Source organism: Haloferax sp. Atlit-4N (assembly GCF_003383025.1).
In the GTDB taxonomy this organism is placed as follows: Archaea; Halobacteriota; Halobacteria; order Halobacteriales; family Haloferacaceae; genus Haloferax; species Haloferax gibbonsii.
The window spans coordinates 820595-844218 of record NZ_PSYY01000001.1; the positions used below are offsets into that span (position 1 = coordinate 820595).

A 23624-nucleotide genomic window follows, 5' to 3' on the forward strand; every position below is an offset into this window, starting at 1 on the left:
GCCGGATGACCGACTGGGCGGCGTTCGCAGGCTTCACCGGCCTCGTCCTCGCCGTCTTACTCTCTCTCGCGCACCTTTCTCGCGGCGTCCCGCACGCGGAGGGGACCGGCTCCGACGCACTCGACGCGCCCGCCGCTCCGGGCGACGGCGCTTCCGATTCCGACTCCCGAGCGACTGCCGCGGGCGACTCCGTTTCGACCGCTGCCGAGTCGGACGAGACCGACCACTCGGCCGAACTCGACACCGTCTCCCTGGCTTCCTTTTCGGTCGATTCGACCGACGCGTCACCGCGTCCCGAGTCGTCGACGCTCGCGGAGGGCGACGTTGCGGACGACGACGCTGACGTTGACACCGCCCCTGAGTCCGAATCCGAACCCGAGTCCGACACCGACTCCGACCGAGCGACACCCCCCGGCGTCACCGCGGCCCCCGTTTCGGCCGTCTCGGAACGCTCCGGCTCCGCCGAGGACCTCCCGCCGCACCTCCTGCTGGCTAACGTCGCGCTCTCGCAGGCCTTTCTCGGCGGCTTTCTCGGCCTCGGCGCGTGGTACGCGGGCGTGCCGGCCGCGGCGCTCGGCCTCTCCGCCGCCGACCTCCCGACGCAACTCGTCGTCGGCGCCGGACTCGGACTCGCGCTCTACGGGGCCAACCGGGTCGGTTCGACGGTCAGCGAGCGGTTCGGCGTCGCGCCCGACGAGGCGGTCCGCGAGTCGCTGACGCCGCGAACGACCGCGGGCTGGGTGTTCCTGTTCGCGGTCGCGCTTCCGCTCATCGCCGGCTTCGAGGAGTTGCTGTTTCGGGGGGCGCTCGTGGGGGCGGTCGCCGCCGGCTTCGACGTGTCGCCGTGGCTCATGGCGGCGGTGTCGTCGGCCGCCTTCGGCGCGGGTCACGGTGCGCAGGGCCGACTCGGCATCATCGTCACCGGCCTCCTCGGGTTCGTCCTCGCGGCGGCGTTCGTCCTCACCGAGAGCCTGTTGGTCGTGGTCGTCGCCCACTACCTCGTGAACGCGCTGGAGTTCGCCGGCCACGAACTGTTCGGCTGGTAGCGGGCGTCGGACGCGCCGCCGAGTCCCGCCGAACCGCTCGCCGTCGCGGCGGCGGCGCGGGGATGCGTTCAAGTGCCCGCATCACGCGTAGCCAGTATGGATATCGATACGCGGCAGTTGACGCAGGCGGGGCTCATCGGCTATCTGGCGCTCGTCGTCGCGGCGTTCGCCACGGGGAACCCGACGCTCCGACTCGCGGCCGACGCCGCCTTCGGACTGACGGCGATTCTCCTCGGCGTCGTCACGCTCAGGATTCCGGTCGACAGCCGACTCAAGTACGTCGCCGGCGGCGGCTTCGTCCTCGCGGGCATCTCACAGTTCGCCGAACTCGCGACCGGCGTCGGCTCCGTCGGCCTCGCGAGCACGCTGTTCCTCCTCGGCGGTCTGCTCGGCTACCTCGCGCTCCGCCGGGAGACCGACGCGATGCCCTTCTGAATTCCGGCGACTGCGACGGTGACCGCGACGATGACGGCGGTGACCGCGGTTGCGACAACGACCGAAAACTAGATTCCTTCCGACTTCCGGAGCGCCTCGACCACGTCGTCGGGGGCGGCGCTCGGGCCGTCTTTCACGCGGTGGTCGGGGACGACGACCGGAACGGGATTGGCCGCGAGCGCCTCGCGGACGACGCGCTCGGAGTCGTCGTCCTCGGGGTCGAGGCCGGACATGCGGACGAGCAGGGCCACGTCGACGGTGTCTCCTCGCGGGACGTTGCGAAGCGACTCCAGCACGCTCCGCTGGTCGGTCGGGACGGTCAGACCGATGGGGACCGACGAGAGGTCCGTCTCGCCCCGGTCGATGGCGGCCAACACGGCGTCGAGGTGGTCGTGGTCCGACTCGGCGTCCGCCGGCAGCGAGTCCGGAAACGAGACGTTGATGACCTTTCCGCTGACCACGCCGACCTGCACGGGGCGACCGAGCGTGGACGATTCGCGCGCGTAGATTCCCGAGACGGGCATACGTTCGGCTCCCGTCGCCGGACGCTTGACCCTTCCGGCGACGGCGCGCGGTTTCGGGTCCGTCTCCGCGCGCCGCTCGCCCGCGTGCACGCGAGAGACGGTGAGTGTCCCCGACGACGCAAGCCTTATGTACAAATACGTGCGTTAGTGTACATCAATGAACGCTAGTGGAGACGAATTAGCTCCCGACGTGCGCGCCATCTTGGAGGCCGCGCGGGAGCGACCCGGCGGGGAGACGTGCGTGTCGGTCGACGCGCGGTCGTTCCCCGAGGCCGTGGCCGCGACGGAGGCCGCGGGCCGGGTCCCGGTCATCGCCGAGGTGAAGCCCACGAGTCCGACGACCGAGGGCGTCCGCGAGGACGACCCGGTCGAACTGGCCCGCGAGATGGTCGCCGGCGGCGCGACGGCGCTGTCGGTCCTCACAGAGCCCGAGCACTTCGGCGGCTCGGCCGAGTCGCTGCGGCAAATCCGGGAGGCCGTCGACGTGCCCGTCCTCCGCAAGGACTTCATCATGAACGAGGACCAACTTGACGTCGTGGAATCCGACCTCGTGCTCCTCATCGCGCGGTTCGTTGGCAGCGCGGAACAGAGTTCCGCGGGCGATTCGAGCGGGCGAGGCCCGCGAGAACACGATGACCTCTCCGACCTCGTCGAGGCGGCTCGCGACCGCGGCTTCCAGCCGCTCGTGGAGGTCCACACGCGCGAGGAACTCACCGCGGCGCTCGCGGCCGGAGCCGACATCGTCGGCATCAACAACCGCGACCTCGGGAAACTCGAAGTCGACCTCGGCACGTTCGAGGAACTCGCGCCGGAAGCGCCCGACGACGTGCTTCTCGTGGCCGAAAGCGGCGTGAAGACGGTCGAAGACGCGCGGCGGATGCGCGAGGCCGGTGCCGACGCCCTCCTCGTCGGGACCGCCATCATGGACGGCGACGTACGACGGAACACGGAGACACTCACACAATGAGCGCAGACGGCAAATTCGGCGACTACGGCGGACAGTACGTTCCCGAGGCCCTCATGCCGGCCATCGAGGAACTGACCGACGCGTACGAGCGGTACGTCCTCGACAACGAGGACGGCTTCATGGACGACTTCCGCGCGCGACTGCGGGACTTCGGCGGTCGGCCGACGCCGCTTCAGCGCGCGGACCGGCTCTCCGAGCGCTACGACCGCGAGGTCTACCTCAAGCGCGAGGACCTGCTTCACGGCGGCGCGCACAAGCTCAACAACGCGCTCGGGCAGGTCCTACTGGCGAAGTACATGGGCAAAGAGCGCATCATCGCCGAGACCGGCGCGGGCCAGCACGGCACCGCCACGGCGATGGCCTGCGCCCACCTCGATATGCCCTGCGAGATTTACATGGGCGAACGCGACATCAACCGCCAGCGCCCCAACGTCTTCCGGATGAAGCTCAACGGCTCCGAGGTGAACCCCGTCACGGTCGGCCGCGGCACGCTCAAGGAGGCCATCTCCGAGACGATGCGCGACTGGGCGACCAACGTCGAAGACACGCACTACGTCATCGGCTCCGTCGTCGGCCCGCACCCGTTCCCGAGCATGGTCCGCGACTTCCAGTCGGTCATCTCCGAGGAGGCCCGCACGCAGGCCAGAGAGAAACTGGGTCGGCTCCCCGACGCCGTCGTCGCCTGCGCGGGCGGCGGCTCGAACACGATGGGCGCGTTCGCCGAGTTCGTCGACGACGAGGAGACCGCGCTCTACGCCGTCGAGGCCGGCGGCTCGACGCTCGAAGTCGACGAGGAAGCCGGCGTCGCGCCCAACTCGGCGTCGCTCACGACCGGGTCGGAGGGCATCCTCCACGGCGCTCGCACCCGGATCCTCCAGGACCGCGACGGACAGATTATGGAGTCGCACTCGGTGTCGTCCGGGCTCGACTACGCCGGCGTCGGTCCCGAACTCGCGTACCTCGTGGACACCGGTCGCGTCACCGCCGTCAACGTCGACGACGACGAGGCGCTGACCGCGTTCCACCGGCTCTCGCAGATGGAGGGTATCATCCCCGCGCTGGAGTCGGCCCACGCGTTCGGCTACCTCGAATCGGTCGCCGGCCCCGACGCGCCCGACTCGGCGGAGGCGGACGCCCTCGGCGAGTACGTCGTCGTCAACGTCTCCGGCCGCGGCGACAAGGACCTCGAATCGGCCATCGAGGAGACCTACGAGCGCGACATCGACATCGCGCCGAACATGGACGAGTTCACGGGGGGCCTGTGATGTCGCTCGAAGACGCCTTCGCCGACGGCCCGGCGTTCATCCCGTACCTCGCCGCCGGCGACCCCGACTACGAGTCCTCGCTGAAATACGTCGAGGCGCTCGAACGCGGCGGCGCGGATATCATCGAACTCGGGCTTCCGTTCTCGGAGCCCATCGCCGAGGGGCCGACCATCCAGAACGCGGTGGTTCGGTCGCTCGAAGGCGGCATGACGCCGACGCGCTTCTTCGAGTTCGTCGAGGACCTCGACGTGTCGGTGCCGCTGGTCTGTATGACCTACTACAACCTCATCTACCGCTACGGAGACGACCCCGGCCCGCGGCCGTTCGTCGAGAAGGCGGCCGAGGTCGGAATCGAGGGCTTCGTCGTTCCCGACCTGCCGGCCGAGGAGGCCGGCCCGCTCCGCGAGGCCTGCGACGAGTTCGGCCTCGACCTCGTCTTCATCGTCGCGCCGACGACCCGCGGCGAGCGCCTCGACCGCATGATGGAACAGGTCTCGGGCTACGTCTACGTGCAGGCGCGTCTCGGCACGACGGGCGCGCAGTCGAGCGTCTCCGACCAGACCGGCTCGTCGCTCGAACGACTCGCCGACTACGACGTGCCCAAGGCGGTCGGCTTCGGTATCAGCAGCGGCGACCACGCGGAGCGCATCGTCGCGAGCGGCGCCGACGGCATCATCGTCGGGAGCGCGCTCGTGGACATAGTCGCCGACGGCCACGAGAACGGCGACGACGCCGAGACGGTCGCCGACCGCCTCGAAACGCTCGCCCGCGAACTGAAAGAAGGTGCAGTGGCCGGCGCCTCGCAACGCCCACCGCATCCGGAACGCACATAACCGCTCTGCCACCCTTTCTCATACATGAACACAGACATCGGACTCTCCGCACGACTCGAACGCATCTCCACAGACGGGCGATACCTCATCGTCCCGATGGACCACGGCATCACCCTCGGCCCGGTCACGGGCCTCGTCGACATCGAATCCACCATCGACGGCATCACCCGCGGCGGCGCGGACGCCGTCCTCACGCACAAGGGCACCGCCCCGCGCGTCCACCCGAACAAGAACGGTAAAGGCTACATCGTCCACGTAAACGGCTCGACCGTCATCGGCCCGGACGAAAACGACAAGCGACTCACCGGCACCGTCGAAGACGCCCTCCGCGTCGGTGCCGACGCCGTCTCCTTCCACATCAACGTCGGCTCGAACTACGAGCCCGACCAGATGACCCAGCTCGCCGACCTCTGTTCCCGCGCCGCCGACTTCGGCGTGCCCGTGCTCGCGATGTCCTACGCCCGCGGCCCCGGCATCGACGAACAGGACCCCGAGGCGCTCGCCCACGCCGTCCGCCTCGCCGAGGAAGTCGGTGCCGACGTGGTGAAGACGGCCTACAGCGGTGACGCCGACTCCTTCGGCCGCGTCGTCGAGGCCACGCGCCTGCCGGTCGTCATCGCCGGCGGGAGCCGCGGCACCGACCGCGAGACGGTCGAGATGGTCCGCGGCACGATGGACGCCGGCGCGGCCGGCGTCTCGATGGGCCGTTCCATCTTCCAACACGAGAACCCCGAAGCCATCACCCGCGCCGTGAGCGCCGTCATCCACGACGACGCCGACGCCGATACGGCTCTCGAACGCGCCGGCCTCGGAATCGAAGCGTAACGCGGCCCTCTTCGAACGACGGTTCTGTTTTCGGCTCCCTTCGGTAGCCAGCCTACAGATAGATACCCGCCGAGCGCGAACCCCGAGCATGCGCGTCACGATGTGGGAGTTCGCGGTCGACGTGGACGAACGACTCCTCGGATGTCCGACCGACTCGCTCCGAACACAGCTCGCCGAGTACGAACGCGGGGAGCGACGCGAGTTCGACGTGGACGTGCGATTTCCCGACTCCTTTACCGGCGACGTGATGCGCGTGATGGCGTCGATTCCGTACGGCGAGACGCGCACCTACGGCGAGGTCGCGGCCGAACTCGACAGCCACGCGGTCGCCGTCGGCCAGGCCTGCGGGCGGAACCCGGTCCCGCTCGTCGTCCCGTGTCACCGCGTCGTCGGCGCGGACTCCCTCGGCGGCTTCTCCGCCGCCGCCGGCGTCGAACTGAAGCGCGCGCTCCTCGACCACGAGCGCGGCGCGGTCCAGACGGGGCTGGACGCGTTCTAACCGATTTCATATCGCCGTAACTGGTTTATCGAGCTTCGATTTGGTCGGGAAACGCCGCGCGGGCTAGTATTTCTCGACGACCCTCGGTCGAACCCAACACAGTTCGACTTCCCGTCCGGCGCTCGCCGAACGGTCCAACTCGGCCCGGATTCGATTGCTCCGTCTTTCTGTGTCGGCGACGGCGTACCGTTCCCGGAACGCGACCCGAGTCACCGGCCCGCTGTCGATGACGGTGACGGCCGTGCGTCTTTCCCACCGCAACCCCCGGAGTTTCGTGCGGAATGTCGGGTGGTGCGTGTACGGTTCCGACCGATTCTGTGCCTGGAGTCAGTACCGCGATAGCCCGGTCGAACTCGCCTCCCAACCCGTCGGAGGTTCGGGCATCACAATCGATTCCGGGCCGTGCAGTCGATTCGTCTCTCGACTGACCGCCGCGGTCGACCTGTCTGACCGCGAAATTTCGTTCCGAACTGCGTCTCAGTCACCGTCCTATCTGAACGACGTTTTGGACTCGACAGCCCCGGTCGAAGTCTTCGATTCGACCGCGGGTTACCCTCCGAACTCGGGCGTAACCACCGTGTGCTCTACGAACCCGTTTTCCGGACCCAACAGCCGGAGTCTCGGACTCGCGTCAGCGCGTTCGAATCGGTCGTGCGACTCCGAATTTCGACCCGGGTTCCCCAAAATAAATCGTATAGCGCGATATAGAATTGCGGGGGCGCGGCCGCACCGACCCCGAGGGACCCGTTCGCCGTCCGTTGATTCATTCGCCACGTTCAAGCCCACCCACCGAGTGAAGTCGATAATGACACGAAGCGTCTGGCTCAAAGCCGACGACGCGGTCGGCGACTGGGAGACGCGGAAGCGACGCATCACGGCCGGACTGGAAGCCGGCGTCGACTGGGTTCTCGTCGACGAGGCCGACGTCGAGAAGGTGCGCGAACTCGGTGACGTCAACATCGCCGCGTTCCGGACCGACGCCGACGTTCACGTGATGGAAGCGGAAGAAGACGACGCGGACCCCGAGGCGCTCGCCGACGCCTATATCGTCGGCAAGGACGGCGAGGGCGACGCGACCGTCGAACTCCCCTCCGATTTCTCCGGTTCTGCCGACCTGACGACGCTCCGCCGCGGCGACGACCTCGCAAACGGGTCGTACGTCCGCATTCTGAGCAAGGACTACGAGGCGTTCGCCGAGGAGGCCGCCCGCGACGGCGACTACACCATCGTCATCGGCGAGGACTGGACCATCATCCCGCTGGAGAACCTCATCGCCCGCATCGGCGACGAGACCGACCTCATCGCTGGCGTCACGACCGCCGAGGAGGCCAAGACCGCCTTCGAGACGCTCGAACTCGGCTCCGACGGCGTCCTCCTCGACAGCGACGACCCAGACGAGATTCGAAAGACCGTCGAGGTCCGCGACGAGGCCGAACGCGAGTCGCTCGACCTCGTCTGGGCCGAGGTCACGGAGGTCGAACGCACGGGCATGGCCGACCGCGTCTGCGTCGACACGGGCACCATCATGGACCACGACGAGGGGATGCTCGTCGGCTCGATGGCTCGCGGCCTTTTCTTTGTCCACGCCGAGACGGCGAAATCCCCGTACGTCGCGTCTCGGCCGTTCAGGGTCAACGCCGGCGCGGTCCACGCCTACGCGCGGACCCCCGACGGCGGCACCGTCTACCTCTCCGAACTCGAAAGCGGCGACGAGGTGCAGCTCATCGACACGAACGGGAACACCCGCGAGGCCATCGTCGGGCGCGTGAAGATAGAAAAGCGACCGATGTTCCGAATCTCCGCCGACTACGAAGGCGACCGCGTCACCACGCTCCTGCAGAACGCCGAGACCATCAAGGTCCACACCCGTGAGGGACGGACCGCGGTCACGGACCTCGAACCCGGCGACGAGATGCTCATCTACTACGAGGACACGGCTCGCCACTTCGGCGAGGCCGTCGAAGAGAGCATCATCGAGAAGTAATTCCGGAGAACCGTTTTTTCGGGGCGGACCGCCGACGCGAGCGCCTTATCCTTCGACCGTGTACCACTCGAGTTCCGTCGCACACCACGGACAGAAGTCGAGGTTTCGGTCGAGTTCGCCGCCGCAGACCGGACAGGTCGGCTCGCCGTTCGCGTTGCGGCCGCGGGGGCGAATCCCGACGCGGTAGGCGTCGAACGCGCTCAGGAACAGCAGTCCGAGGACGGGAATCAGCACCTCTCTCGGAACCGAGTCCACGGTCACGGTCGCCGGGTCGGCGAACGTCGAGAGCAACACCAGCCCCGCGCCGACGACGAAGGTGAACCACGCAATCGCGCGTCGCCACTCGCGGAGGTAGACGTGGCCCGCCCCGGCGATTCCGAGCGAGGCACCAACCACGCCGACGAGGGCTGCGACGAACGCGCGACGACGAGCATCGGGCATTGTTCGTTGGCGTCGTCGTCCGCACTCTTAAACGTCTGGATTATCCGATAGTCAGTCAACCGAAACCGAAGCCCGACGGGACGCGTTCGAACGCCCCGGATTCGAGCGTTTCGAGGTTAGTCGGTCGTCTGCGCGTCTTCCGAAGTCGGCGTCGTCCCCGCGGCGCTGGCGGCCCCGGCCCCGTCGTGCGGTTCGTGTTCGACGACGAACTCGCGGTCCGACCCGTCGGCCGACGCCTCGACCGACGTCACGCGGTACAGACGGATGCGACGCTCCTGTTTCGTCACGACCGGGAAGTCGTAGTGCTCGGCGTCGTGGCCGGGGCGCTCGTCGCGGTCGGCGACGAACTCCCGGTGGTCGTCGAGCCGGCGTTCGACCTCCGCGTGCGAGCGTTCCGGGAGGTCGTCGAGCCGCGTTTCGAACCCGGAGACGAGGTCGGCGTCGAGGTCGTAGCCGACCGAGTTCCGGCCCGCGAGCATGGCCGCGAGCGTCGTCGTCCCGGTCCCGGCGAAGGGGTCGAAGACGGTGTCGCCGTAGACGGAGTACATCCGAATCAGCCGGAGCGGAAGCTCGACGGGGAACGCCGCCGAGCGCTCTCTAGTGCCCGAATCGAGGCGCTGGGCGGTCCCGCCGAACTCCCAGAGGTCGGAGAACCAGCGGTTTCGCTCCTCCCAGAAGAAGGCGCTCTCGTAGCGCCGGTCGTCGCCCGGCGGGAACGACCGCGCTTCGCCCTTGCGGACCACGAGCACGTACTCGTGTTCGAGCGTGACGTAGGCGTTCGTCGGGAGCGTTCCCGACCCCATGAACTTCGTCAGGCTGTTGGTCGGCTTGCGCCAGACGGCGTCCGGAAGCGGCGTCAGCCCGCGCTCGCCGAGCGCGGTGAGCACGCGGGCGTGGTTGGGGTACTGGCGAAACGACCCGTCGAGGCTCCGGGTCGCGTCGCCGACGTTCACGCAAGCCAGCCCGCCGGGGGCGAGCACGCGGGCCACCTCGTCCCAGACGGCGTCGAGCTGCTCGTGCATCGCCTCGAACGCGGCGTCGCCGTCGCCCTCGTCGAGCGCCGCCGCGACGGCGTCGTCGCGCGCCGAAAAGAGGTCGTCCCACATCTCTATCATGGGGTACGGCGGCGACGTGACGACGAGGTTCACGCTCTCGTCGGCGAGTCCGGTGTCGGCGGCGTCGCCCACCGTGAGGGCGTGAGTCGTGCGCATCGTACGGACGTGTTCGCCCCGAAACAAAACCCTTCGCCTCGGTGCGGAGCCGGTCGCCCCCGCGCCGCCGGTCCCCGCGGTTCGAAGCCCCGGCCGGCCGCTCGCAGCGTCGAGCGCCGCCGCTGGCGAGCGAATAACCGAAAATCGAGTCGTCTCGTCCGATTCGAACCGCCGTCCGGCGCGGTCGTCCGGCGCGCGTGCTCAGACGAGGCCGAGGTTCTCCTCGGCTTCGAGGAGTTCGTGGTAGCGGTTGCGGATGGTGACCTCGGAGATGTCGGCCACGTCGCTGACGGCGGCCTGCGTGGTCTTCTCGTTGGTGAGGAGGGCGGCGGCGTAGACGGCGGCGGCGGCGAGGCCGACCGGCGACTTACCCGAGTGGACGCCCTTCTCCTTGGCGTTCTTCAGGAGTTGGCGCGCGCGCATCTTCGACTCGTCGGAGAGGCCGAGTTCGCTGGCGAACCGCGGGACGTACTGCTCGGGGTCGGCGGGCTTGACCTCCAGCGAGAGTTCGCGGGCGATGTAGCGGTAGGTGCGGGCGACCTCGCTCTTCTCGACGCGCGAGACCTCCGCGATTTCGTCGAGCGAGCGCGGGACGCCGGCCATGCGGGCGGCGGCGTAGGTACACGACGTGGCGACGCCCTCGATGGAGCGGCCGGGCAGCAGGTCGTCGTCGAGCGCGCGGCGGTAGATGACCGACGCCGTCTCGCGGACGTTCTCGGGCAGGCCGAGCGCGGAGGCCATGCGGTCGATTTCGCCGAGCGCCTGCTTCAGGTTGCGCTCTTTGGAGTCGCGGGTGCGGAACCGCTCGTTCCACTTGCGGAGCCGCTGCATCTTCTGGCGCTGGCGCGCGCCGAGGGAGTTCCCGTACGCGTCGCGGTCGCGCCAGTCGATGTTCGTCGACAGGCCCTTGTCGTGCATCGTGTTGGTCGTCGGCGCGCCGACGCGGGACTTCTCGTCTTTCTCGCGGGCGTCGAACGCGCGCCACTCGGGGCCGCGGTCGACGGAGTCCGCGGTCACGACGAGTCCGCAGTCGTTACAGACGGTCTCGCCGTGTTCGTCGTCGGTGACGACGTGACCGCCGCACTCGGGACACTGCAGCGTGTCGCCCTTCGTGTCTTCCTGTTCGGTTTCGGCCTCCTGTCGGCCGTTCTGCGTGTTTCGTTCCTGCTCCTGTGCGCCGGGGTTTCGGGTCCAGATTCGTTCACTCATGGATACGACGGCGGGTGCTCCGGGATGGGGTGGTTAGAGGCGGCTAGAACCCGGATGCTGTCCGTAACACCAGCAACCGCAGACGACCGCATAAATGGTTTGGTATCGCTTTCGGCGAGCGGCCTCGTTTGGCTGTGTGAGGCCGTCGCACGGGTGATTGAGGTTCATGAGGGATTCGGCGATTCACCGGTCACTCAGCGGCGGCTTCCCACCGACCGTAACGCGATACATACTTTTCTCGAAGGGGCGTTGCCACGACTACGCATGGCCGCCCACCCCCGCGTCGTCTCGCTCGCGCCGAGCGCGACGGCCATCCTCGATGCCGCCGGTCTCGACGCTCACGTCGTCGGGGCGACCGCTCACTCGCCGACCGACAAGCCGGTCGTCGGCGGCTGGCTGAACCCCGATTTCGACCGGGTCGACGAACTCGACGCCGACGCCGTCTGCACCTGCGACGACCTCCAGTCGGACGTCGCGGCGGCGGCCCGCGACCGCGGCTACGACGTGTTCCACGTCGCGCCCGCGACGCTCGCCGAGGTGTTCGACTCGTTTCCCGTCGTCTGCGACGCCGCGGGCGACGCCAGCGCCGGCGCGACGCTCGCCGAGGACTGCCGCGACCACCTCGCCCGCGTCGCCGACGCGGTCGCCGACCGCGACCGCCCGACCGTCTACTGCGAGGAGTGGGCCGACCCGCCGATGGCCGCCGGCAACTGGGTCCCCGACCTCGTCCGCGCCGCCGGCGGGTCCGCCCCGCTCGTCGCGCCCGGCGAGCGGTCCGCCGAAGTCGACCCCGAGACCGTCGCGGCCGCCGACCCCGACCACGTTGTTCTCCACCCCTGCGGGAAGGGCGAGCGCGGCGACCCCGAGGCGTTCGAGGCCCGCGGGTGGAATCTCGACGCCGCGGTCCACGCCGTCGACGACTCGCTTCTCAACCAGCCGAGCCCGGCGGTCGTCTCCGGCGTCGACCGCCTCGCGCGACTGCTACACCCCGACGCCGACTTCCCCGAGCCGTGGGAGCCCGCGACCGCGACCGAATCCGACGAAGGGAAATAACCGGGCGACGCGCTACCGACATGGACATCGCGGTCGGAAGCGGCAACCCGGTGAAGCGGCGCGCGGTCGAACGAACCTGCCCCGACGCCTCCGTGGCGGCGGTCGCCGTCGACTCCGGCGTCTCCGAACAGCCGACGGGGAACGACGAGACCATCGCGGGCGCGGTCACCCGCGCGGAGCGGGCGCTCGACGCGGGCGACTACGACTTCGGCGTCGGCATTGAGGGCGGCGTCGCGACCTTCCCGGCCGGCGACGGCACCGACGGGCGGGACACGTATCTCGTGATGTGGGCGGCCGTGACCGACGGCGAGCGCGTCGGTCGCGCCGCGGGGCCGAGCCTCCCGCTCCCCGCCCGCATCGTGGACCGCATCGACGCGGGCGAGGAACTCGGGCCGGTGATGGACGACGTGCTCGGCACCGACGACATCGCGAAAAACGAGGGCGCGGCGGGCGTGTTCACCGGCGGTCGGCTCACCCGAACCGACGCGCTCGAATCGGCCGTGACGGGCGCGTTCGCGCCCTTCCGGTGTGAACTGTACTGAGTCGCTCCGTTACTCCGACTCGGCGAGTTCGTGGTCGCGGTCGCGCACGTCGGCGCTCTCTTCGACCGCGGTCGTCAGCGAGACGTTGAGCGACAGCATCGACGCGACGCCGCCGACGATGGTGACGGCGTTTTTCACCGCGTGGTCGAGGACCGCCGCGGCGAGCGCGGCCGCGGGCGTAATCGGCGCGAGGGCGGCCATGAACACCGTGAAGGCGATTTCGTAGAGGCCGACGCCGCCGGGCGAGAGCGGGAGCACCTTCGCGAGGTTGCCGACGCTCACGGCGAAAAACGAGACGCCGACGAGGACGACGGGGTCGATGTCGACGCCGAGCGCGAGCAGGACGACGACGGCCGTCACCACGTCGACGGTCCAGATGGCGAGGCTCGTCAGGCCGACGCGGCCGAAGGCGGCGCGGTTGCCGGCGACCGCCTGCAGGTCGGAGACGAACTGCTCGATGACGCCCGCGACGAGTTCGACGTAGGAGTCCGACGAGAACCGGCCGACGAACGCCCGGACGACGTTCCGGTCCGCGCGGGCCGACAGCGCGATGCCGATGACGCCGAGAATGGCGACGACGCCGACGCCGGTGGCGACGTAGGCGACGGTGCGCACGTCGTCGGCGGACACGTCGACCGTGCCGCCGCTCACGCCGGTCGCGAGCACCGTGGCGATGTCGTCGAGGCCGCCGGTCGCCGCGAGGCCGACGAGGACGACGCCCGCGAGCCCCGCGATGGTGAGCAGGTCGAAGACGCGCTCGACCGCGAGCGACGCGAAGCCCGAGGGGTACGGGATGTTCCGGCGTGCCTTCACGACGTAGGCGCGCACGGCGTCGCCCGCGCGGGCGGGGAACACGAGATTCCCGGTCTGACTGATGAATATCGCCCCCGTGAGGAAGCCCGCCTTCTCGCGGTAGCCGAGCTCGGCGAGGATGTCGCGGTAGCGAATCCCCCGAAGCGGCCACGAGACGACGTAGATTAGCGCCGCGGCCGCGACGAGCGCGGGGTCGGCCTCGCCGAGGACCGCGATGACCTCCGAGGGGTCGATGTAGAGCGTCATCAGCGCGAGCGCGAGGACGGTCAAAAGCAGGCCGGCGACGATGGTCACCCGGCGGGTGATGCGCGGCCGGACCGTGAGCTGCCACCACGTCCGGAGAATCTGGCTCCCCATCCCGAGGATGTCGCGGACGAGGTCGACTTTCGTGTCGCCTTTCGGCTCCCAGTCCACGGGGAACTCGGCGACCCGAAAGCCCGCGCGCTGGGCGCGGACGAGCATCTCCGTGTCCCAAAACCAGTGGTTGTCTTCCACGTCGTCGCGGAGCGCCTCGAACGCCTCGCGGCTGAACGCCTTGAAGCCGCACTGGTGGTCGCGGAGGTCCGAGCGGAGGAACAGGCGGACGAGCCCGTTGTAGGCCCGGCTCGGCACGCCGCGTTTCCGCGGGCGGTCGGCGACGCGGTCGGGCATCCAGCGCGACCCGGTCGCGGCGTCGTACTCGCCGGAGCGGACGCGCTCGACCAGCTCTTCGAGGTGGCGCATGTCCGTCGCGAGGTCCGTGTCGAAGTAGACGAGCGTGTCGCCACGGGCGGCCTCGAAGGCGCGTTCGAGCGCGCCGCCGCGACCGAGGCGGGCGTCGCTGTGGTAGTGGCGAATCCGGTCGTCCTCGGCGGCCAACCGGTCGGCTATCTCCGGCGTCTCGTCGTCGCAGCCGTCTTCGGCCACGATGACTTCGAAGGCGTCGGCGGGGAGGAACGATTCGAGCGTCTCGACGGTGACGCGGACCGTGTTTTCGATGGTCCGCGCCTCGTTGTAGGCGGGGAGGACGACGCTCACTTCGACGCCGGCCGCGGTCGCGGCGGCCGGGCGTCGTTCTGTCGGGCGACCCATTGTCGTCGTATGGCCGCTATCCGCGTATGAATTTTCTGTCTTGGAACAGGTACGGTCCGTGAGACGGACAGTTCGGAACGTTCGGGTGTTCGGCGGCCGCTTCGATGCGCCCCGGCGCGGCCCGACGCGCTCCGATGCGTCCGGCCTGTTCCCTCGTTGGTGTGTCCGCGTCGCGTGGGTGTTAGGCGACTGTACCTGCGACGGCTCGGTGAAGCCCTCCCGGCGGCTCGTTTTCGGTGAAAATCGCAAGACAGCGCCGTGTTAAGTTCCCGTACCAAACCCCTGATAGGCGTCTCGTCTCTCTGTGTAGGTATGAGCACGACCGCCTCCGCGACCGCAGTCGAGGGCGAGGTCCTCGACGCCAACCGCAGTCTCTCGGAGAAACAGCGCCGCATCCTCGACTACCTCCGCTCCAACGCCGGGGCGAAGACGTACTTCAAGTCCCGCCTCATCGCCGACGACCTCGACCTCTCGGCGAAGGAGGTCGGCGCGAACATGCGCCCCATCCTCGACGGCGACTTCGACGTGAGCGTCGAGAAGTGGGGCTACTCCTCGGGCACCACGTGGAAGGTGACCGTCTGAGCCCCCGCTGACGTTTCACTCAGGCCCCGCCGCACGCCGTCCTCGGCGTGCACCCCGGCGCGTCCTCCCTCGCGCCGCTCCCACCCGGAACGCCGTCGTCTCCCACCCACGCGTCGTTCCATCCCCGTTTTTCGGGTTTTCTCGCGTCCCAGCCCCGCCGCTGGGAGTCGGTATGGACACGGAACCGTCACACGGTACAGCGTCAGTCGCCCGTCTCGACCGCCGGCCTCGACTCGTCCGACCTCGTCAGGGGTCGAACCGGATGAGTTCGGCCGCGTCGTCGGCGAACGCCGCGGCGTCGGAGCCGAAGGAGTCGGCGTAGCGAATCAGGAGCGTGATGACCGTCTCGGGGTTGCGGACCGCGTAGCCGTCCTCGCGCGAGAGGAGGCCCACGGCGTCGAGTTTCTTCGCGTACGTGCTCACCGTCGCCCGCGAGACGCCGAGGCGGTCGGCGAGTTCGCTTCCCGTCGCGTCGGGGTCGCGAAGCAGGTGGACGAGCATCCCGCGCGGCGTGTCGCGGCGGAGATAGCCGAGCGCGACCTGCTCGAACTCGGAGAACCGACTCGCGGGGAAAAACCGCTTGTAGTCGCCGTCGCGGCGCACTTCGAGCGTGTCGTCGTCGACGAGGTTCCGGAGGTGGTACTGCGTCTCGCCGGTCCCTAACTTGAGGTCGTCGCGGACCTTCGAGAAGTGCGCGCCGGGCGTGGACGCGACGTAGCCGACGATGGCGTCCCGCGCGTCGCTCGACCCGGACGAGTCGTCCTCGCTGTCGTCGCCACCCCCGAGGCCCACGAGCGGCGTGGCGGCCCCGAGCGCGGCGAACCGACGGAGGGTCGCGCGCTTGTCTTCGTCTACCCGGCGGTTCGACATCTACTCCCACATACGAGACGGCGCGAAGAAAAGGGCTTCGGCATTTACAACCGTCCGAGTCCGGGACCGTCCGCCGATGCGACTATTCGAGGTCCTTCTCGAAGGACATCTCGCTTTCGTCGTCGCCGTCATCGTCGGCGTCGGGTTGCCCGTTGCTCGCGGTCTCCGTGTCCGCCGACCCGCCGGTCGCGGCCGCGTCGTCGGCGCCCTCGCTTTCGGCGACGACCTCGTCGGACGACTTGATGGGTTCTTCTTCCTCGTCGGCCTCGGCGATGACCTCGTCGGGCGACTTGATGTCGTTGACCTCGGCGCCGGCCTTGATGGCTTCGGCCTCCTGTTCGAGCTGTTCGACGTCCATCTCGGCGGCCTGGTCTATCTGGCCGAGAATCTCCTCGATGTCGTCGAGCCCGATGAGTTCGCGGGTCTCCTCGTCGAACTGCTTGCTGGAGAGGCCTTCCATGTCCTGCACGTCGGAGCCGGTGAGCTGTTTGCCGTAGCGGCCGACGAGCGACGTGAGCTCCTGCGGGAGGACGAACGTCGTGGACTCGCCCTGTCCGATGCGTTCGAGCGTCTCCATGCCCTTGTCGATGATGGCGCGCTCGCCCATCGACTCGGCGGATTTCGCGCGGAGGACCGTCGAGATTGCGTCACCCTGCGCTTCGAGAATCTGCGACTGCTTTTCACCCTGCGCGCGGATGATGTTCGACTGCTTTTCACCCTCCGCGGTCTCGACGGCGGAGCGGCGTTCACCCTGCGCTTCGAGAATCATGGCGCGGCGGCGGCGCTCGGCGGAGGTCTGCTGTTCCATCGCCTGCTGCACGTCGGCGCTGGGGTTGACCTCGCGGACCTCGACGGACTCGACGCGGACGCCCCACTCGTCGGTCGGCTCGTCGAGTTCCTTGCGGATGCGCGCGTTGATTTCCTGACGCTTGTTGAGCGTGTCGTCGAGCTCCATGTCGCCGAGGACGGCCCGGAGGGTCGTCTGGGCGAGGTTGGAGACGGCGCGCTTGTAGTTGTCGACCTCGAGGAACGCCTTCTTCGCGTCCATCACCTTGATGTAGACGACGGCGTCGGCGGTCACCGGCGAGTTGTCGCGCGTGATGGCTTCCTGTCGGGGCACGTCGAGCGTCTGGGTCCGCATGTCGAACGCGTAGGTCCGAGAGACGAACGGCGGGATGAAGTTGATACCCGGTTCGAGGAGGCGTCGGTACTCCCCGAACACCGTGAGCGCCTTCTTCTCGTAGGCGTCCACGATTTCGACCATCTGATACACCGTCACGATGGCGAGGACGAGCACGAGGAGGCCGACGACGACGCCTCCGATGCCCAGTCCCGCCTGGAGGGCAAGTAAGTCCATACGCCCGTGTTGGGTTGGACGAATGATAAGTATTCGTGTGGTGCGGCCGTCACGTCGGACGATTTCGGCGGCGACGAGGGCGCAGTCGGCCCGAACCGCGCCGGTCGGCGCGCGGCGGCCGCCGGTCAGACGCCTTCGGTACCCTCTCGTTCGAGTTCTTCTTCGCGCTCCGCGGACTCCTCGCGTCGCTGCCGCGCCCGCTCGCGGGCGAGTTCGCGGTCGATTTCGTCTTCGCCGGGGCCGACTCCCTCGACGGTCACGACGTTGCCGCCGCCGGGGTCGACGACGATGACTTCGGTTCCTTCCTCCAGTTCGCCGTGGACAGAGCGGGCGGCGTAGTAGGGGTTAAAGCCGCCCTCGTCGAGTTTGACCTCGCCGCTGGTCGGCGTGACGCGCTCGGTGACGCGCCCCATCTTCCCCGTCAACGCGTCCGAGTCGCTCGTCTTTCCCTCTCCTTTCCCGCCGTAGAGGTCGAGCTCTCGGTAGCCGTAGAGCGCGAGCGCGCCGAAGACGAAGACGAGCAGACCCAGGATAAGCGGGGTCGCGAGCGGCGCGATGAGGAGGCCGGCCAGTCCCGCCGCGAGGAGGGCGACGCCGAGGACGACGAAATGTGCGCCGGGGGCGATGGCCTCCGCGAGCGACAGGCCGAGCCCCGCGAGCACGAGCAACAGCGGAAGCGTCTCGGGGGTGATGAGACCGGTCTGTAACGGGAACGGCAGGTATGCCATACCGGCTCTAGGGCCGTCGCCCGATTAAGGATTGAGGGTCGAATTCGTCGCGGGGGCCGCGGTCGGTGCGCGATTCCCGTGGCGGGGCGGACTCGCCCGCGCTCAGTCGTCGCCGTTCGGGTCGGTCGAGACGGTGTCGTCGTGGACGAACGCCACGGTGTCCTCGTTCGTCGGCTGGACGAGGACGGTCCCGGTGGTCGCGTTCGTCGGCACGGCGAAGACGGTCCAGACGTGCGTGCTCTCGCCGGGAGCGAACAGCGCGCCGTTGTCGAAGCCGGTCGCGTTCGACAGCGGCTGGTGACCGTAGCTGACGCCGTCAGACTCGAACACGAGCGCCGACTGCGGTAGGTTCCCGGGTGAGCCGCTCGCGGCCGTCGCATTGAGTCCGACGACGACGAACCGCTCTCCCTCCGGCGCGGCGTACGTTTGGTTACCCACCTGAAGCGAGTCTGCCGTCCGCGCGTTCCACCGAGCGACCAGGTCGGCCGAGTCGGTGCTCGCGCCCGAGAGCGCGGAGACGGCGACGCCGTTTCCGCCGGCGCTCGACCCGCCGAGCCCGTCCACCATCGGCCCGAGTACGGCCACGGAACCGAGCGCGAGGACGAGCAACAGGACGGCGACGACGACGACGCGGACGCTCGGCGGCGACCCGGACTTCAGGTCGTCGACCGACGACGGCAGCCTGTCGCGGAGCGAACCGCCCGAGGAGTCGTCGCCGCCGCCCCCACCCCCGTCGCCGTCGCCGGTGAGCCCGGCGAGCCGTTCGCGTACGGCGGCTATCGGGAGCGACGCCAACGCCTCTTCGACCGGCTCGGGCAGGTCGAACGGCAGGCCGAACTCGACCTCCGCCGTCTCGAACACCTCGCCGTCCGTGTACTGTTTGACGGTCTGTTCGAGTCCCTCGTCGGCGACGGTCTCGCCGAGTTCGTCGCGGTCGAGCAGCGTCACGTCGTGGTTCGTGGCGAACCCGCGGACCGAGTCGTCGAACTCGCCCTGCGTGGCGACGACGACGGTGTCGATGCCGCGTTTTTTCGCGTGCGCGACGAACCCCTTGACGTGCCCCGTTCCCACCGTCGTCTCGACGGACGGGAGCACGAGCATGAGCCCTTTCGTGCCGTCGCCGCGCTGCCCCTGTACGAGGTATCGACCTTCGCCTCGGGGCTGGGCGTTCGTCTGCCAGTTCCGTTGGGTCCAGAGGTCCGAGAGGAAGTGGACGAACTTCGTCGGTTCGAGTTCGACGAGTCTCGTCACTGTTCGCGTCCCTCCGGTCCGTCGGGGGCGGGTCGTCGGTCGTGTCCGCGTCGGTCGTGTGTCATCTTGTCGCCTCGGTGTTCGTCAGCGTCGCAGTCGCCGCGCGGCCAGTCCGGTGAGGACGAGCGCGACGACCGTCAGCCCCGGCGAGAACGGGATTCCAGTGTTCGTTCCGGCGGCGGCCGGTTCCAGCGGCGTCCGTTCGACGACCGGGAACGGCGTCTCGGTTGTCGTTTCCGCGGTCGGTTCTGTTGTCGTCGCGGTCGGCGTGGCCGTCGGCGTCGGCGTCTTCGCGCCGGGTTCGAGTCGGACCATCGCGTCGTCGGCGACGATGGTGCCGACCGTCTCGTTGTCGTCCGCGGTCGCGTTGCCGTCGGTACCATTACCGTCGCCGCCGGTCCGGTACGGCGCGTCGACCGCGACCGAGAAGTTCCCGTCGCGGTCGCGGTCCGCGTAGGCGATGGCGAGCAACTCCGCGTCGGCCAACTGTCGGCGGTCGAAGTCTACGACGACGTTTCGATGCGTCCCCGGCGGGAGGTACGCGCTCGTCCCCAGCGGCTCCTCGTCGGCGGTCTCGACGGCGACGAAGCCGCCGACCGAGAGGTTCACGCGGCTGATGGTGACGAACGTCCCGTCGGTCTCCTGGTCGACGAACCGGAGGTTCGCCTCGGAGTCGAGGATGCGCATCGTGTGTTCGGTCTCGTCGCGGTAGTCGCGCACCCAAAGCGGGAACGTGAGCCCGCGGTCCTCGGGCGCGAACGTGAGGTTCTGCGAGACGGTCCGGTTCGCCGTGACCGTCATCGGCACGAGCCTCAAGAACGGCTGGCCGGGGGCGCGCGCCCGGAGTTCGACGACGCTGTTCGGCGCGAGGGTGGTCTCACCGGTGACGTTCACCCGCAGTGACTCCCACGGGTACACCGTCTCGTTTCGCACCTCGATGGAGACGGTCGGTTCGACGAGCCGCACCCGCGAGCGCGCCGTGATGGTGTCCTCGTCGACGAAGTCGCTGTGGTCGCCGCGGAGCGTCACCTGCAGTTCGTACTCCTCGGTGTCACCTTCCAGCGGGAGCTCCGAGGTGTCCCAGACGACCAACACCTCGTCGTTCTCGAAGTCGGTGACGACGGTCGTCCCGTTTTCCGGCGTCGCGAGGAACGTCTGTTGTTCTCGGTTCGGCCGGACTTCGAGCTGATTCAGCGTGATTTCGATACCGCGCGCGTTCGCGCCGCCGGTCACGTCGTCCGGGTTCAGCGCCGATTCGAGCCCGCTCTCGTCGAGGCGGACGACCGCGAGGTCGCCCTTGGCGACGGTCGTCCGCTCGGTCATCACGCCCCGAACGTCCCCGGGCGACACCGACGCGTCGGAGTCGTTCAGGCTCGCGGGCGCGACGTTGGTCGTCGCCGACGTGTTCCCGCGCTCCGCGACGTCGAGTTGGCCGATGGCGCGTTCGACGCCGTCGATGGTGACGTTCATCATGTACGTCGCCGGCTCGATGGGCTCGCCGAGGTGGCCGGTGTGGAGCGTCTTGTTGCCGCCACCGGAGACGTACGTCTCGGGCGCGCCGGTCGAGTTGTAGGTGTCGACGGTCAGGGTGGTCGTCCCCGACCCGACGAGGGCGACGGTCAGGTGGTAGCCGTAACCGTCGCCGCCGATGTGGAGCGTGCCCGGCTGGGAGTGCTGGACACGTATCTCGACGACGTCACCGCGGGTGACGGTGGTAACGTCCTCGCCGAACGACGCGGTCGGCTCGTCGGCGGCGACTGCGGGCGTCGGAACCCAGAGCGCCGCGAGGAGAATCAACGCGGCGACCAACACGGAGGGTGCGCGGACTGCGTAACTCATTTGGTGTGTCCCGGTCGGGGGGTTGACGGTGGTTCCCCTCGGGGTCACATAAATCAACAGTCCCGATTATCAAAACGGAAAGTCGGATGGTCGAGGTTCGGACCTCGCGGCGGCTCGCGACCGGCGCGCCGTTGGGCGGTCAGACCGCGCCCGGGAACACGGTGATGACGATGAGCCCGACCGCGAGGAGGACGCCGAGGAACACGAACGCGACGTTTTCGGCCCGCGGTGACCCGGGCTCGATGGGGAGCTGTTCGATCTCGGGTTCGTCGTCGACGATGCCGTCGGGGCCGACGTCGTCGACGCCGAAGCGCCACTCGCCGTCGCCGTCGCGGTCGTCTTCGGCCTCGGGAGAGGGTGCGCGGGACATCGAATCGTGGGTAGGCGTCGCGGCGGGAAAGGGCTACCGCACTACTGCCGGTTGCCGCGGTCGTGGCTGATGACGTCGCCCTCGTAGACGATGCCGCGCTCGGCGTGGAGCGTGACGGTCGCGCCCTGCTTGATGGTCTTCGGGAGCGGCGCGCCCGACACCATCGGGATGTCGAGTTCGCGCGCGACGAGCGCCGGGTAGCCGGTCATGCCCGCGCGGGCGTCGACGATTCCGGCGAGCTTGTCGGCGTCGCCGTCGAACTCGCCGTCGAACTCGGCCGACAGCGCGAGAATCGCGCCCTCGGGCACGTCCGTGAGGTCGCCGTCCTCGGTGCGGTAGAGGGGGCCGGCGACCCGGCCGCTGACGATTTTCCGGCCCGTGGCGACGGGCTCGGCGGCGACGTGGACCTTGAGCATGTTCGTCGTGTTCGTCCCTTCGAGCTCCGTCATCATGCCGGAGAGGACGACGATGGTGTCGCCGGACTCCGCGACGCCGGCGTCGAGCGCGGCGGTGACGGCGTCGTCCATGACGCCCTCCACGCTCGGGCTGTAGTCGGCGTACTGCGCCGAGACGCCCCACGAGACGGCGAGCTGACGGCGCGTCCGGTCGTTCGGCGTGACGGCGACGACGGGGACGCCGGGGCGGAACTTCGCGGTCTTCCGGGCGGTGTAACCGGACTCGGAGACGGCGACGACGGCCGCGGCGTTCACGTCGCGGGCGAGGTAGCGCGCCGAGCGGGCCAGCGCCTCGGTGCGGGAGCCCTCGTCGGCGGTCGGGACGCGCTGTTCTTGGCTCTCGTCGTACTCGGGGCTCTCTTCGACTTCCTCGACGATGCGGGACATCGTCTCGACGACGCGGACGGGGTGGTCGCCGACGGCGGTCTCGCCGGAGAGCATCACGGCGTCGGTGCCGTCGAGGACGGCGTTGGCCACGTCGGACGCCTCCGCGCGGGTCGGGCGGCGCGAGCGGACCATCGAGTCGAGCATCTCGGTCGCGGTGATGACCGGCGCGCCCGCGGCCTGCGCTTTGCGGATGGTGCGCTTCTGGATGATGGGAACCTCTTCGAGGGGGCACTCGACGCCGAGGTCGCCGCGGGCGACCATCACGCCGTGGGCCGCCTGGATGATTTCGTCGAGGTTCTCGACCGCGCCGGCGCGCTCGATTTTGGCGATGATGGGAATCTCCGCGCCGAGGTTCTCGAGGGTGTCGCTGATGGTGTAGACGTCCTCCGCGTCGCGGATGAACGAGGCGGCGACGTAGTCGACTTCCTTCTTCGCGGCGAGCTTCAGGTTCTCGTAGTCGGAGTCGGTGATGAGGTCGATGTCGAGGTCGACGCCGGGGACGTTCACGCCCTTGCGCGAACTGAGCTTCCCGCCGGAGACGATGGTCGCGTGGACCGAGTCGTCCTCGACGCGCTCGACGGTGGCCTCGATGCGGCCGTCGTCGAGGAGGATGGTGTCGCCGGACTCCGCGGCGGTGATGGAGTACGACAGCCCGACCGCCTCGGGCGTGGCGTCGTCGCCCTCGTAGAAGCGGACCTCGCTTCCGGTTTCGAGGTAGATGTCCTCGTCGATGTCGGCGGTTCGGACCTCGGGGCCCTGCAGGTCGAGCATGGCCGCGAGCGGTTCGTCGGTCGCGTCGTCGACGGCGCGGATGCTGTCGATGACGTCGGACCGGTGTTCGACGTTGCCGTGGCTCGCGTTCATCCGGGCGACGCTCATGCCGGCGTCGGCGAGCCCGCGAATCGTCTCCCGGTCGAAGGACGCGGGACCGAGGGTGCAGACGATTTTTGCGTTTCTCATGGCGTCGCCTACGAGTGACTGATAAAAAAGCCCGATGATGAACTCGGTGTCGAGTAACGGGTTCGCATACGTACTCTCTATAGTTCGCCCGTCGAACTGACCGCTCG

23 protein-coding genes are annotated in these 23624 nt (G+C 68.9%); 11 read left to right on the forward strand and 12 right to left on the reverse strand.

All coding sequences use genetic code 11. The features are described from left to right. The first annotated feature begins 5 nt into the window (after positions 1-5). Positions 6-1046 (forward strand): CPBP family intramembrane glutamic endopeptidase, encoded by a 1041-nt coding sequence (locus C5C07_RS04315; RefSeq protein ID WP_115804627.1) that lies wholly within the window; start codon positions 6-8, stop codon positions 1044-1046. A 96-nt stretch (positions 1047-1142) separates the two neighbouring features. Next, positions 1143-1481 (forward strand): hypothetical protein, encoded by a 339-nt coding sequence (locus C5C07_RS04320; RefSeq protein ID WP_004972673.1) that lies wholly within the window; start codon positions 1143-1145, stop codon positions 1479-1481. Between the two features lie 68 nt (positions 1482-1549). On the opposite strand, the gene C5C07_RS04325 is transcribed toward C5C07_RS04320, so the two are convergent. Continuing rightward, positions 1550-2005, reverse strand: a complete 456-nt coding sequence (locus tag C5C07_RS04325) for an MGMT family protein (protein WP_049905008.1) — start codon at positions 2003-2005, stop codon at positions 1550-1552. Positions 2006-2162: 157 nt separating this feature from the next. On the opposite strand from C5C07_RS04325, the gene trpC reads away from it, so the two are divergent. From trpC to C5C07_RS04355, 6 genes are all read left to right on the forward strand, one after another. Next, the gene (gene trpC, locus C5C07_RS04330; RefSeq protein ID WP_115804628.1) at positions 2163-2972 is read left to right on the forward strand and encodes an indole-3-glycerol phosphate synthase; all 810 of its coding nucleotides are present in this window, start codon (positions 2163-2165) and stop codon (positions 2970-2972) included. Then, positions 2969-4237, forward strand: coding sequence for a tryptophan synthase subunit beta (gene trpB, locus C5C07_RS04335; protein WP_115804629.1), 1269 nt, complete (start codon positions 2969-2971; stop codon positions 4235-4237). Before trpC ends, trpB begins: the two co-directional genes overlap by 4 nt. Then, positions 4237-5070 (forward strand): tryptophan synthase subunit alpha, encoded by an 834-nt coding sequence (trpA, locus tag C5C07_RS04340; protein ID WP_050458757.1) that lies wholly within the window; start codon positions 4237-4239, stop codon positions 5068-5070. The genes trpB and trpA overlap by 1 nt, the downstream gene beginning before the upstream one ends. Positions 5071-5094: 24 nt before the next feature. Further along, positions 5095-5895 carry a 2-amino-3,7-dideoxy-D-threo-hept-6-ulosonate synthase gene (locus tag C5C07_RS04345; RefSeq protein ID WP_004972661.1) on the forward strand — a complete coding sequence of 267 codons (801 nt, stop codon included), beginning with the start codon at positions 5095-5097 and terminating at the stop codon, positions 5893-5895. A gap of 88 nt (positions 5896-5983) precedes the next feature. Continuing rightward, positions 5984-6394 carry a methylated-DNA--[protein]-cysteine S-methyltransferase gene (locus C5C07_RS04350; protein WP_004972659.1) on the forward strand — a complete coding sequence of 137 codons (411 nt, stop codon included), beginning with the start codon at positions 5984-5986 and terminating at the stop codon, positions 6392-6394. A gap of 805 nt (positions 6395-7199) precedes the next feature. Beyond that, positions 7200-8378 carry a 3-dehydroquinate synthase II gene (locus tag C5C07_RS04355; protein ID WP_004972657.1) on the forward strand — a complete coding sequence of 393 codons (1179 nt, stop codon included), beginning with the start codon at positions 7200-7202 and terminating at the stop codon, positions 8376-8378. Between the two features lie 45 nt (positions 8379-8423). Here the strand turns inward: C5C07_RS04355 and C5C07_RS04360 are convergent, their stop codons facing one another. The 3 genes from C5C07_RS04360 to C5C07_RS04370 form a co-directional block, all read right to left on the reverse strand. Continuing rightward, positions 8424-8819 carry a hypothetical protein gene (locus C5C07_RS04360; RefSeq protein WP_004972655.1) on the reverse strand — a complete coding sequence of 132 codons (396 nt, stop codon included), beginning with the start codon at positions 8817-8819 and terminating at the stop codon, positions 8424-8426. Positions 8820-8935: 116 nt separating this feature from the next. Next, a complete protein-coding gene (locus tag C5C07_RS04365; protein ID WP_115804630.1) occupies positions 8936-10030 on the reverse strand; it encodes a site-specific DNA-methyltransferase in 1095 nt (364 codons plus the stop codon). A 201-nt stretch (positions 10031-10231) separates the two neighbouring features. Then, a complete protein-coding gene (locus C5C07_RS04370) occupies positions 10232-11239 on the reverse strand; it encodes a transcription initiation factor IIB family protein (protein ID WP_004971221.1) in 1008 nt (335 codons plus the stop codon). Positions 11240-11503: 264 nt separating this feature from the next. Here C5C07_RS04370 and C5C07_RS04375 point away from each other — a divergent pair, with 264 nt between their 5' ends. Further along, positions 11504-12292 (forward strand): helical backbone metal receptor, encoded by a 789-nt coding sequence (locus C5C07_RS04375; protein WP_115804631.1) that lies wholly within the window; start codon positions 11504-11506, stop codon positions 12290-12292. Between the two features lie 20 nt (positions 12293-12312). Continuing rightward, positions 12313-12834 carry an inosine/xanthosine triphosphatase gene (gene yjjX / locus C5C07_RS04380; RefSeq protein WP_004972648.1) on the forward strand — a complete coding sequence of 174 codons (522 nt, stop codon included), beginning with the start codon at positions 12313-12315 and terminating at the stop codon, positions 12832-12834. 9 nt (positions 12835-12843) lie between these two features. Here yjjX and aglD read toward each other — a convergent pair whose 3' ends face one another. After that, on the reverse strand, positions 12844-14718 hold the full coding sequence (aglD, locus tag C5C07_RS04385) for a flippase domain-containing glycosyltransferase AglD (protein ID WP_004972645.1): 1875 nt from the start codon (positions 14716-14718) through the stop codon (positions 12844-12846). A gap of 312 nt (positions 14719-15030) precedes the next feature. Here aglD and C5C07_RS04390 point away from each other — a divergent pair, with 312 nt between their 5' ends. After that, positions 15031-15300 carry a hypothetical protein gene (locus C5C07_RS04390; protein WP_004972643.1) on the forward strand — a complete coding sequence of 90 codons (270 nt, stop codon included), beginning with the start codon at positions 15031-15033 and terminating at the stop codon, positions 15298-15300. A 246-nt stretch (positions 15301-15546) separates the two neighbouring features. Here the strand turns inward: C5C07_RS04390 and C5C07_RS04395 are convergent, their stop codons facing one another. From C5C07_RS04395 to pyk, 7 genes are all read right to left on the reverse strand, one after another. Beyond that, the gene (locus C5C07_RS04395) at positions 15547-16170 is read right to left on the reverse strand and encodes a MarR family transcriptional regulator (RefSeq protein WP_004972642.1); all 624 of its coding nucleotides are present in this window, start codon (positions 16168-16170) and stop codon (positions 15547-15549) included. An 82-nt stretch (positions 16171-16252) separates the two neighbouring features. Further along, positions 16253-17527 (reverse strand): SPFH domain-containing protein, encoded by a 1275-nt coding sequence (locus C5C07_RS04400; RefSeq protein ID WP_115804632.1) that lies wholly within the window; start codon positions 17525-17527, stop codon positions 16253-16255. Between the two features lie 125 nt (positions 17528-17652). After that, positions 17653-18255 (reverse strand): NfeD family protein, encoded by a 603-nt coding sequence (locus tag C5C07_RS04405; RefSeq protein WP_004972638.1) that lies wholly within the window; start codon positions 18253-18255, stop codon positions 17653-17655. 102 nt (positions 18256-18357) lie between these two features. Beyond that, the gene (locus C5C07_RS04410; protein ID WP_004972636.1) at positions 18358-19506 is read right to left on the reverse strand and encodes a restriction endonuclease; all 1149 of its coding nucleotides are present in this window, start codon (positions 19504-19506) and stop codon (positions 18358-18360) included. A gap of 84 nt (positions 19507-19590) precedes the next feature. Continuing rightward, positions 19591-21345 (reverse strand): hypothetical protein, encoded by a 1755-nt coding sequence (locus C5C07_RS04415; protein ID WP_004972635.1) that lies wholly within the window; start codon positions 21343-21345, stop codon positions 19591-19593. A gap of 139 nt (positions 21346-21484) precedes the next feature. After that, positions 21485-21715, reverse strand: a complete 231-nt coding sequence (locus C5C07_RS04420) for a hypothetical protein (RefSeq protein ID WP_004972634.1) — start codon at positions 21713-21715, stop codon at positions 21485-21487. A 41-nt stretch (positions 21716-21756) separates the two neighbouring features. Next, on the reverse strand, positions 21757-23517 hold the full coding sequence (pyk, locus tag C5C07_RS04425) for a pyruvate kinase (protein WP_004972633.1): 1761 nt from the start codon (positions 23515-23517) through the stop codon (positions 21757-21759). Positions 23518-23624 lie beyond the last annotated feature (107 nt).

Excerpts from the sequence above, each read along its gene's own strand:
- C5C07_RS04355 (WP_004972657.1), top strand. The coding sequence starts at position 7,200 with ATGACACGAAGCGTCTGGCTCAAAGCCGACGACGCGGTCGGCGACTGG.
- C5C07_RS04370 (WP_004971221.1), bottom strand. The coding sequence starts at position 11,239 with ATGAGTGAACGAATCTGGACCCGAAACCCCGGCGCACAGGAGCAGGAA.
- pyk (WP_004972633.1), bottom strand. The coding sequence starts at position 23,517 with ATGAGAAACGCAAAAATCGTCTGCACCCTCGGTCCCGCGTCCTTCGAC.
- C5C07_RS04325 (WP_049905008.1), bottom strand. The coding sequence starts at position 2,005 with ATGCCCGTCTCGGGAATCTACGCGCGCGAATCGTCCACGCTCGGTCGC.
- trpB (WP_115804629.1), top strand. The coding sequence starts at position 2,969 with ATGAGCGCAGACGGCAAATTCGGCGACTACGGCGGACAGTACGTTCCC.
- trpC (WP_115804628.1), top strand. The coding sequence starts at position 2,163 with ATGAACGCTAGTGGAGACGAATTAGCTCCCGACGTGCGCGCCATCTTG.
- C5C07_RS04345 (WP_004972661.1), top strand. The coding sequence starts at position 5,095 with ATGAACACAGACATCGGACTCTCCGCACGACTCGAACGCATCTCCACA.
- C5C07_RS04350 (WP_004972659.1), top strand. The coding sequence starts at position 5,984 with ATGCGCGTCACGATGTGGGAGTTCGCGGTCGACGTGGACGAACGACTC.
- C5C07_RS04375 (WP_115804631.1), top strand. The coding sequence starts at position 11,504 with ATGGCCGCCCACCCCCGCGTCGTCTCGCTCGCGCCGAGCGCGACGGCC.
- C5C07_RS04315 (WP_115804627.1), top strand. The coding sequence starts at position 6 with ATGACCGACTGGGCGGCGTTCGCAGGCTTCACCGGCCTCGTCCTCGCC.
- trpA (WP_050458757.1), top strand. The coding sequence starts at position 4,237 with ATGTCGCTCGAAGACGCCTTCGCCGACGGCCCGGCGTTCATCCCGTAC.
- C5C07_RS04320 (WP_004972673.1), top strand. The coding sequence starts at position 1,143 with ATGGATATCGATACGCGGCAGTTGACGCAGGCGGGGCTCATCGGCTAT.
- C5C07_RS04400 (WP_115804632.1), bottom strand. The coding sequence starts at position 17,527 with ATGGACTTACTTGCCCTCCAGGCGGGACTGGGCATCGGAGGCGTCGTC.
- C5C07_RS04365 (WP_115804630.1), bottom strand. The coding sequence starts at position 10,030 with ATGCGCACGACTCACGCCCTCACGGTGGGCGACGCCGCCGACACCGGA.
- C5C07_RS04395 (WP_004972642.1), bottom strand. The coding sequence starts at position 16,170 with ATGTCGAACCGCCGGGTAGACGAAGACAAGCGCGCGACCCTCCGTCGG.
- C5C07_RS04405 (WP_004972638.1), bottom strand. The coding sequence starts at position 18,255 with ATGGCATACCTGCCGTTCCCGTTACAGACCGGTCTCATCACCCCCGAG.
- C5C07_RS04415 (WP_004972635.1), bottom strand. The coding sequence starts at position 21,345 with ATGAGTTACGCAGTCCGCGCACCCTCCGTGTTGGTCGCCGCGTTGATT.
- C5C07_RS04420 (WP_004972634.1), bottom strand. The coding sequence starts at position 21,715 with ATGTCCCGCGCACCCTCTCCCGAGGCCGAAGACGACCGCGACGGCGAC.
- C5C07_RS04360 (WP_004972655.1), bottom strand. The coding sequence starts at position 8,819 with ATGCCCGATGCTCGTCGTCGCGCGTTCGTCGCAGCCCTCGTCGGCGTG.
- C5C07_RS04390 (WP_004972643.1), top strand. The coding sequence starts at position 15,031 with ATGAGCACGACCGCCTCCGCGACCGCAGTCGAGGGCGAGGTCCTCGAC.
- aglD (WP_004972645.1), bottom strand. The coding sequence starts at position 14,718 with ATGGGTCGCCCGACAGAACGACGCCCGGCCGCCGCGACCGCGGCCGGC.
- yjjX (WP_004972648.1), top strand. The coding sequence starts at position 12,313 with ATGGACATCGCGGTCGGAAGCGGCAACCCGGTGAAGCGGCGCGCGGTC.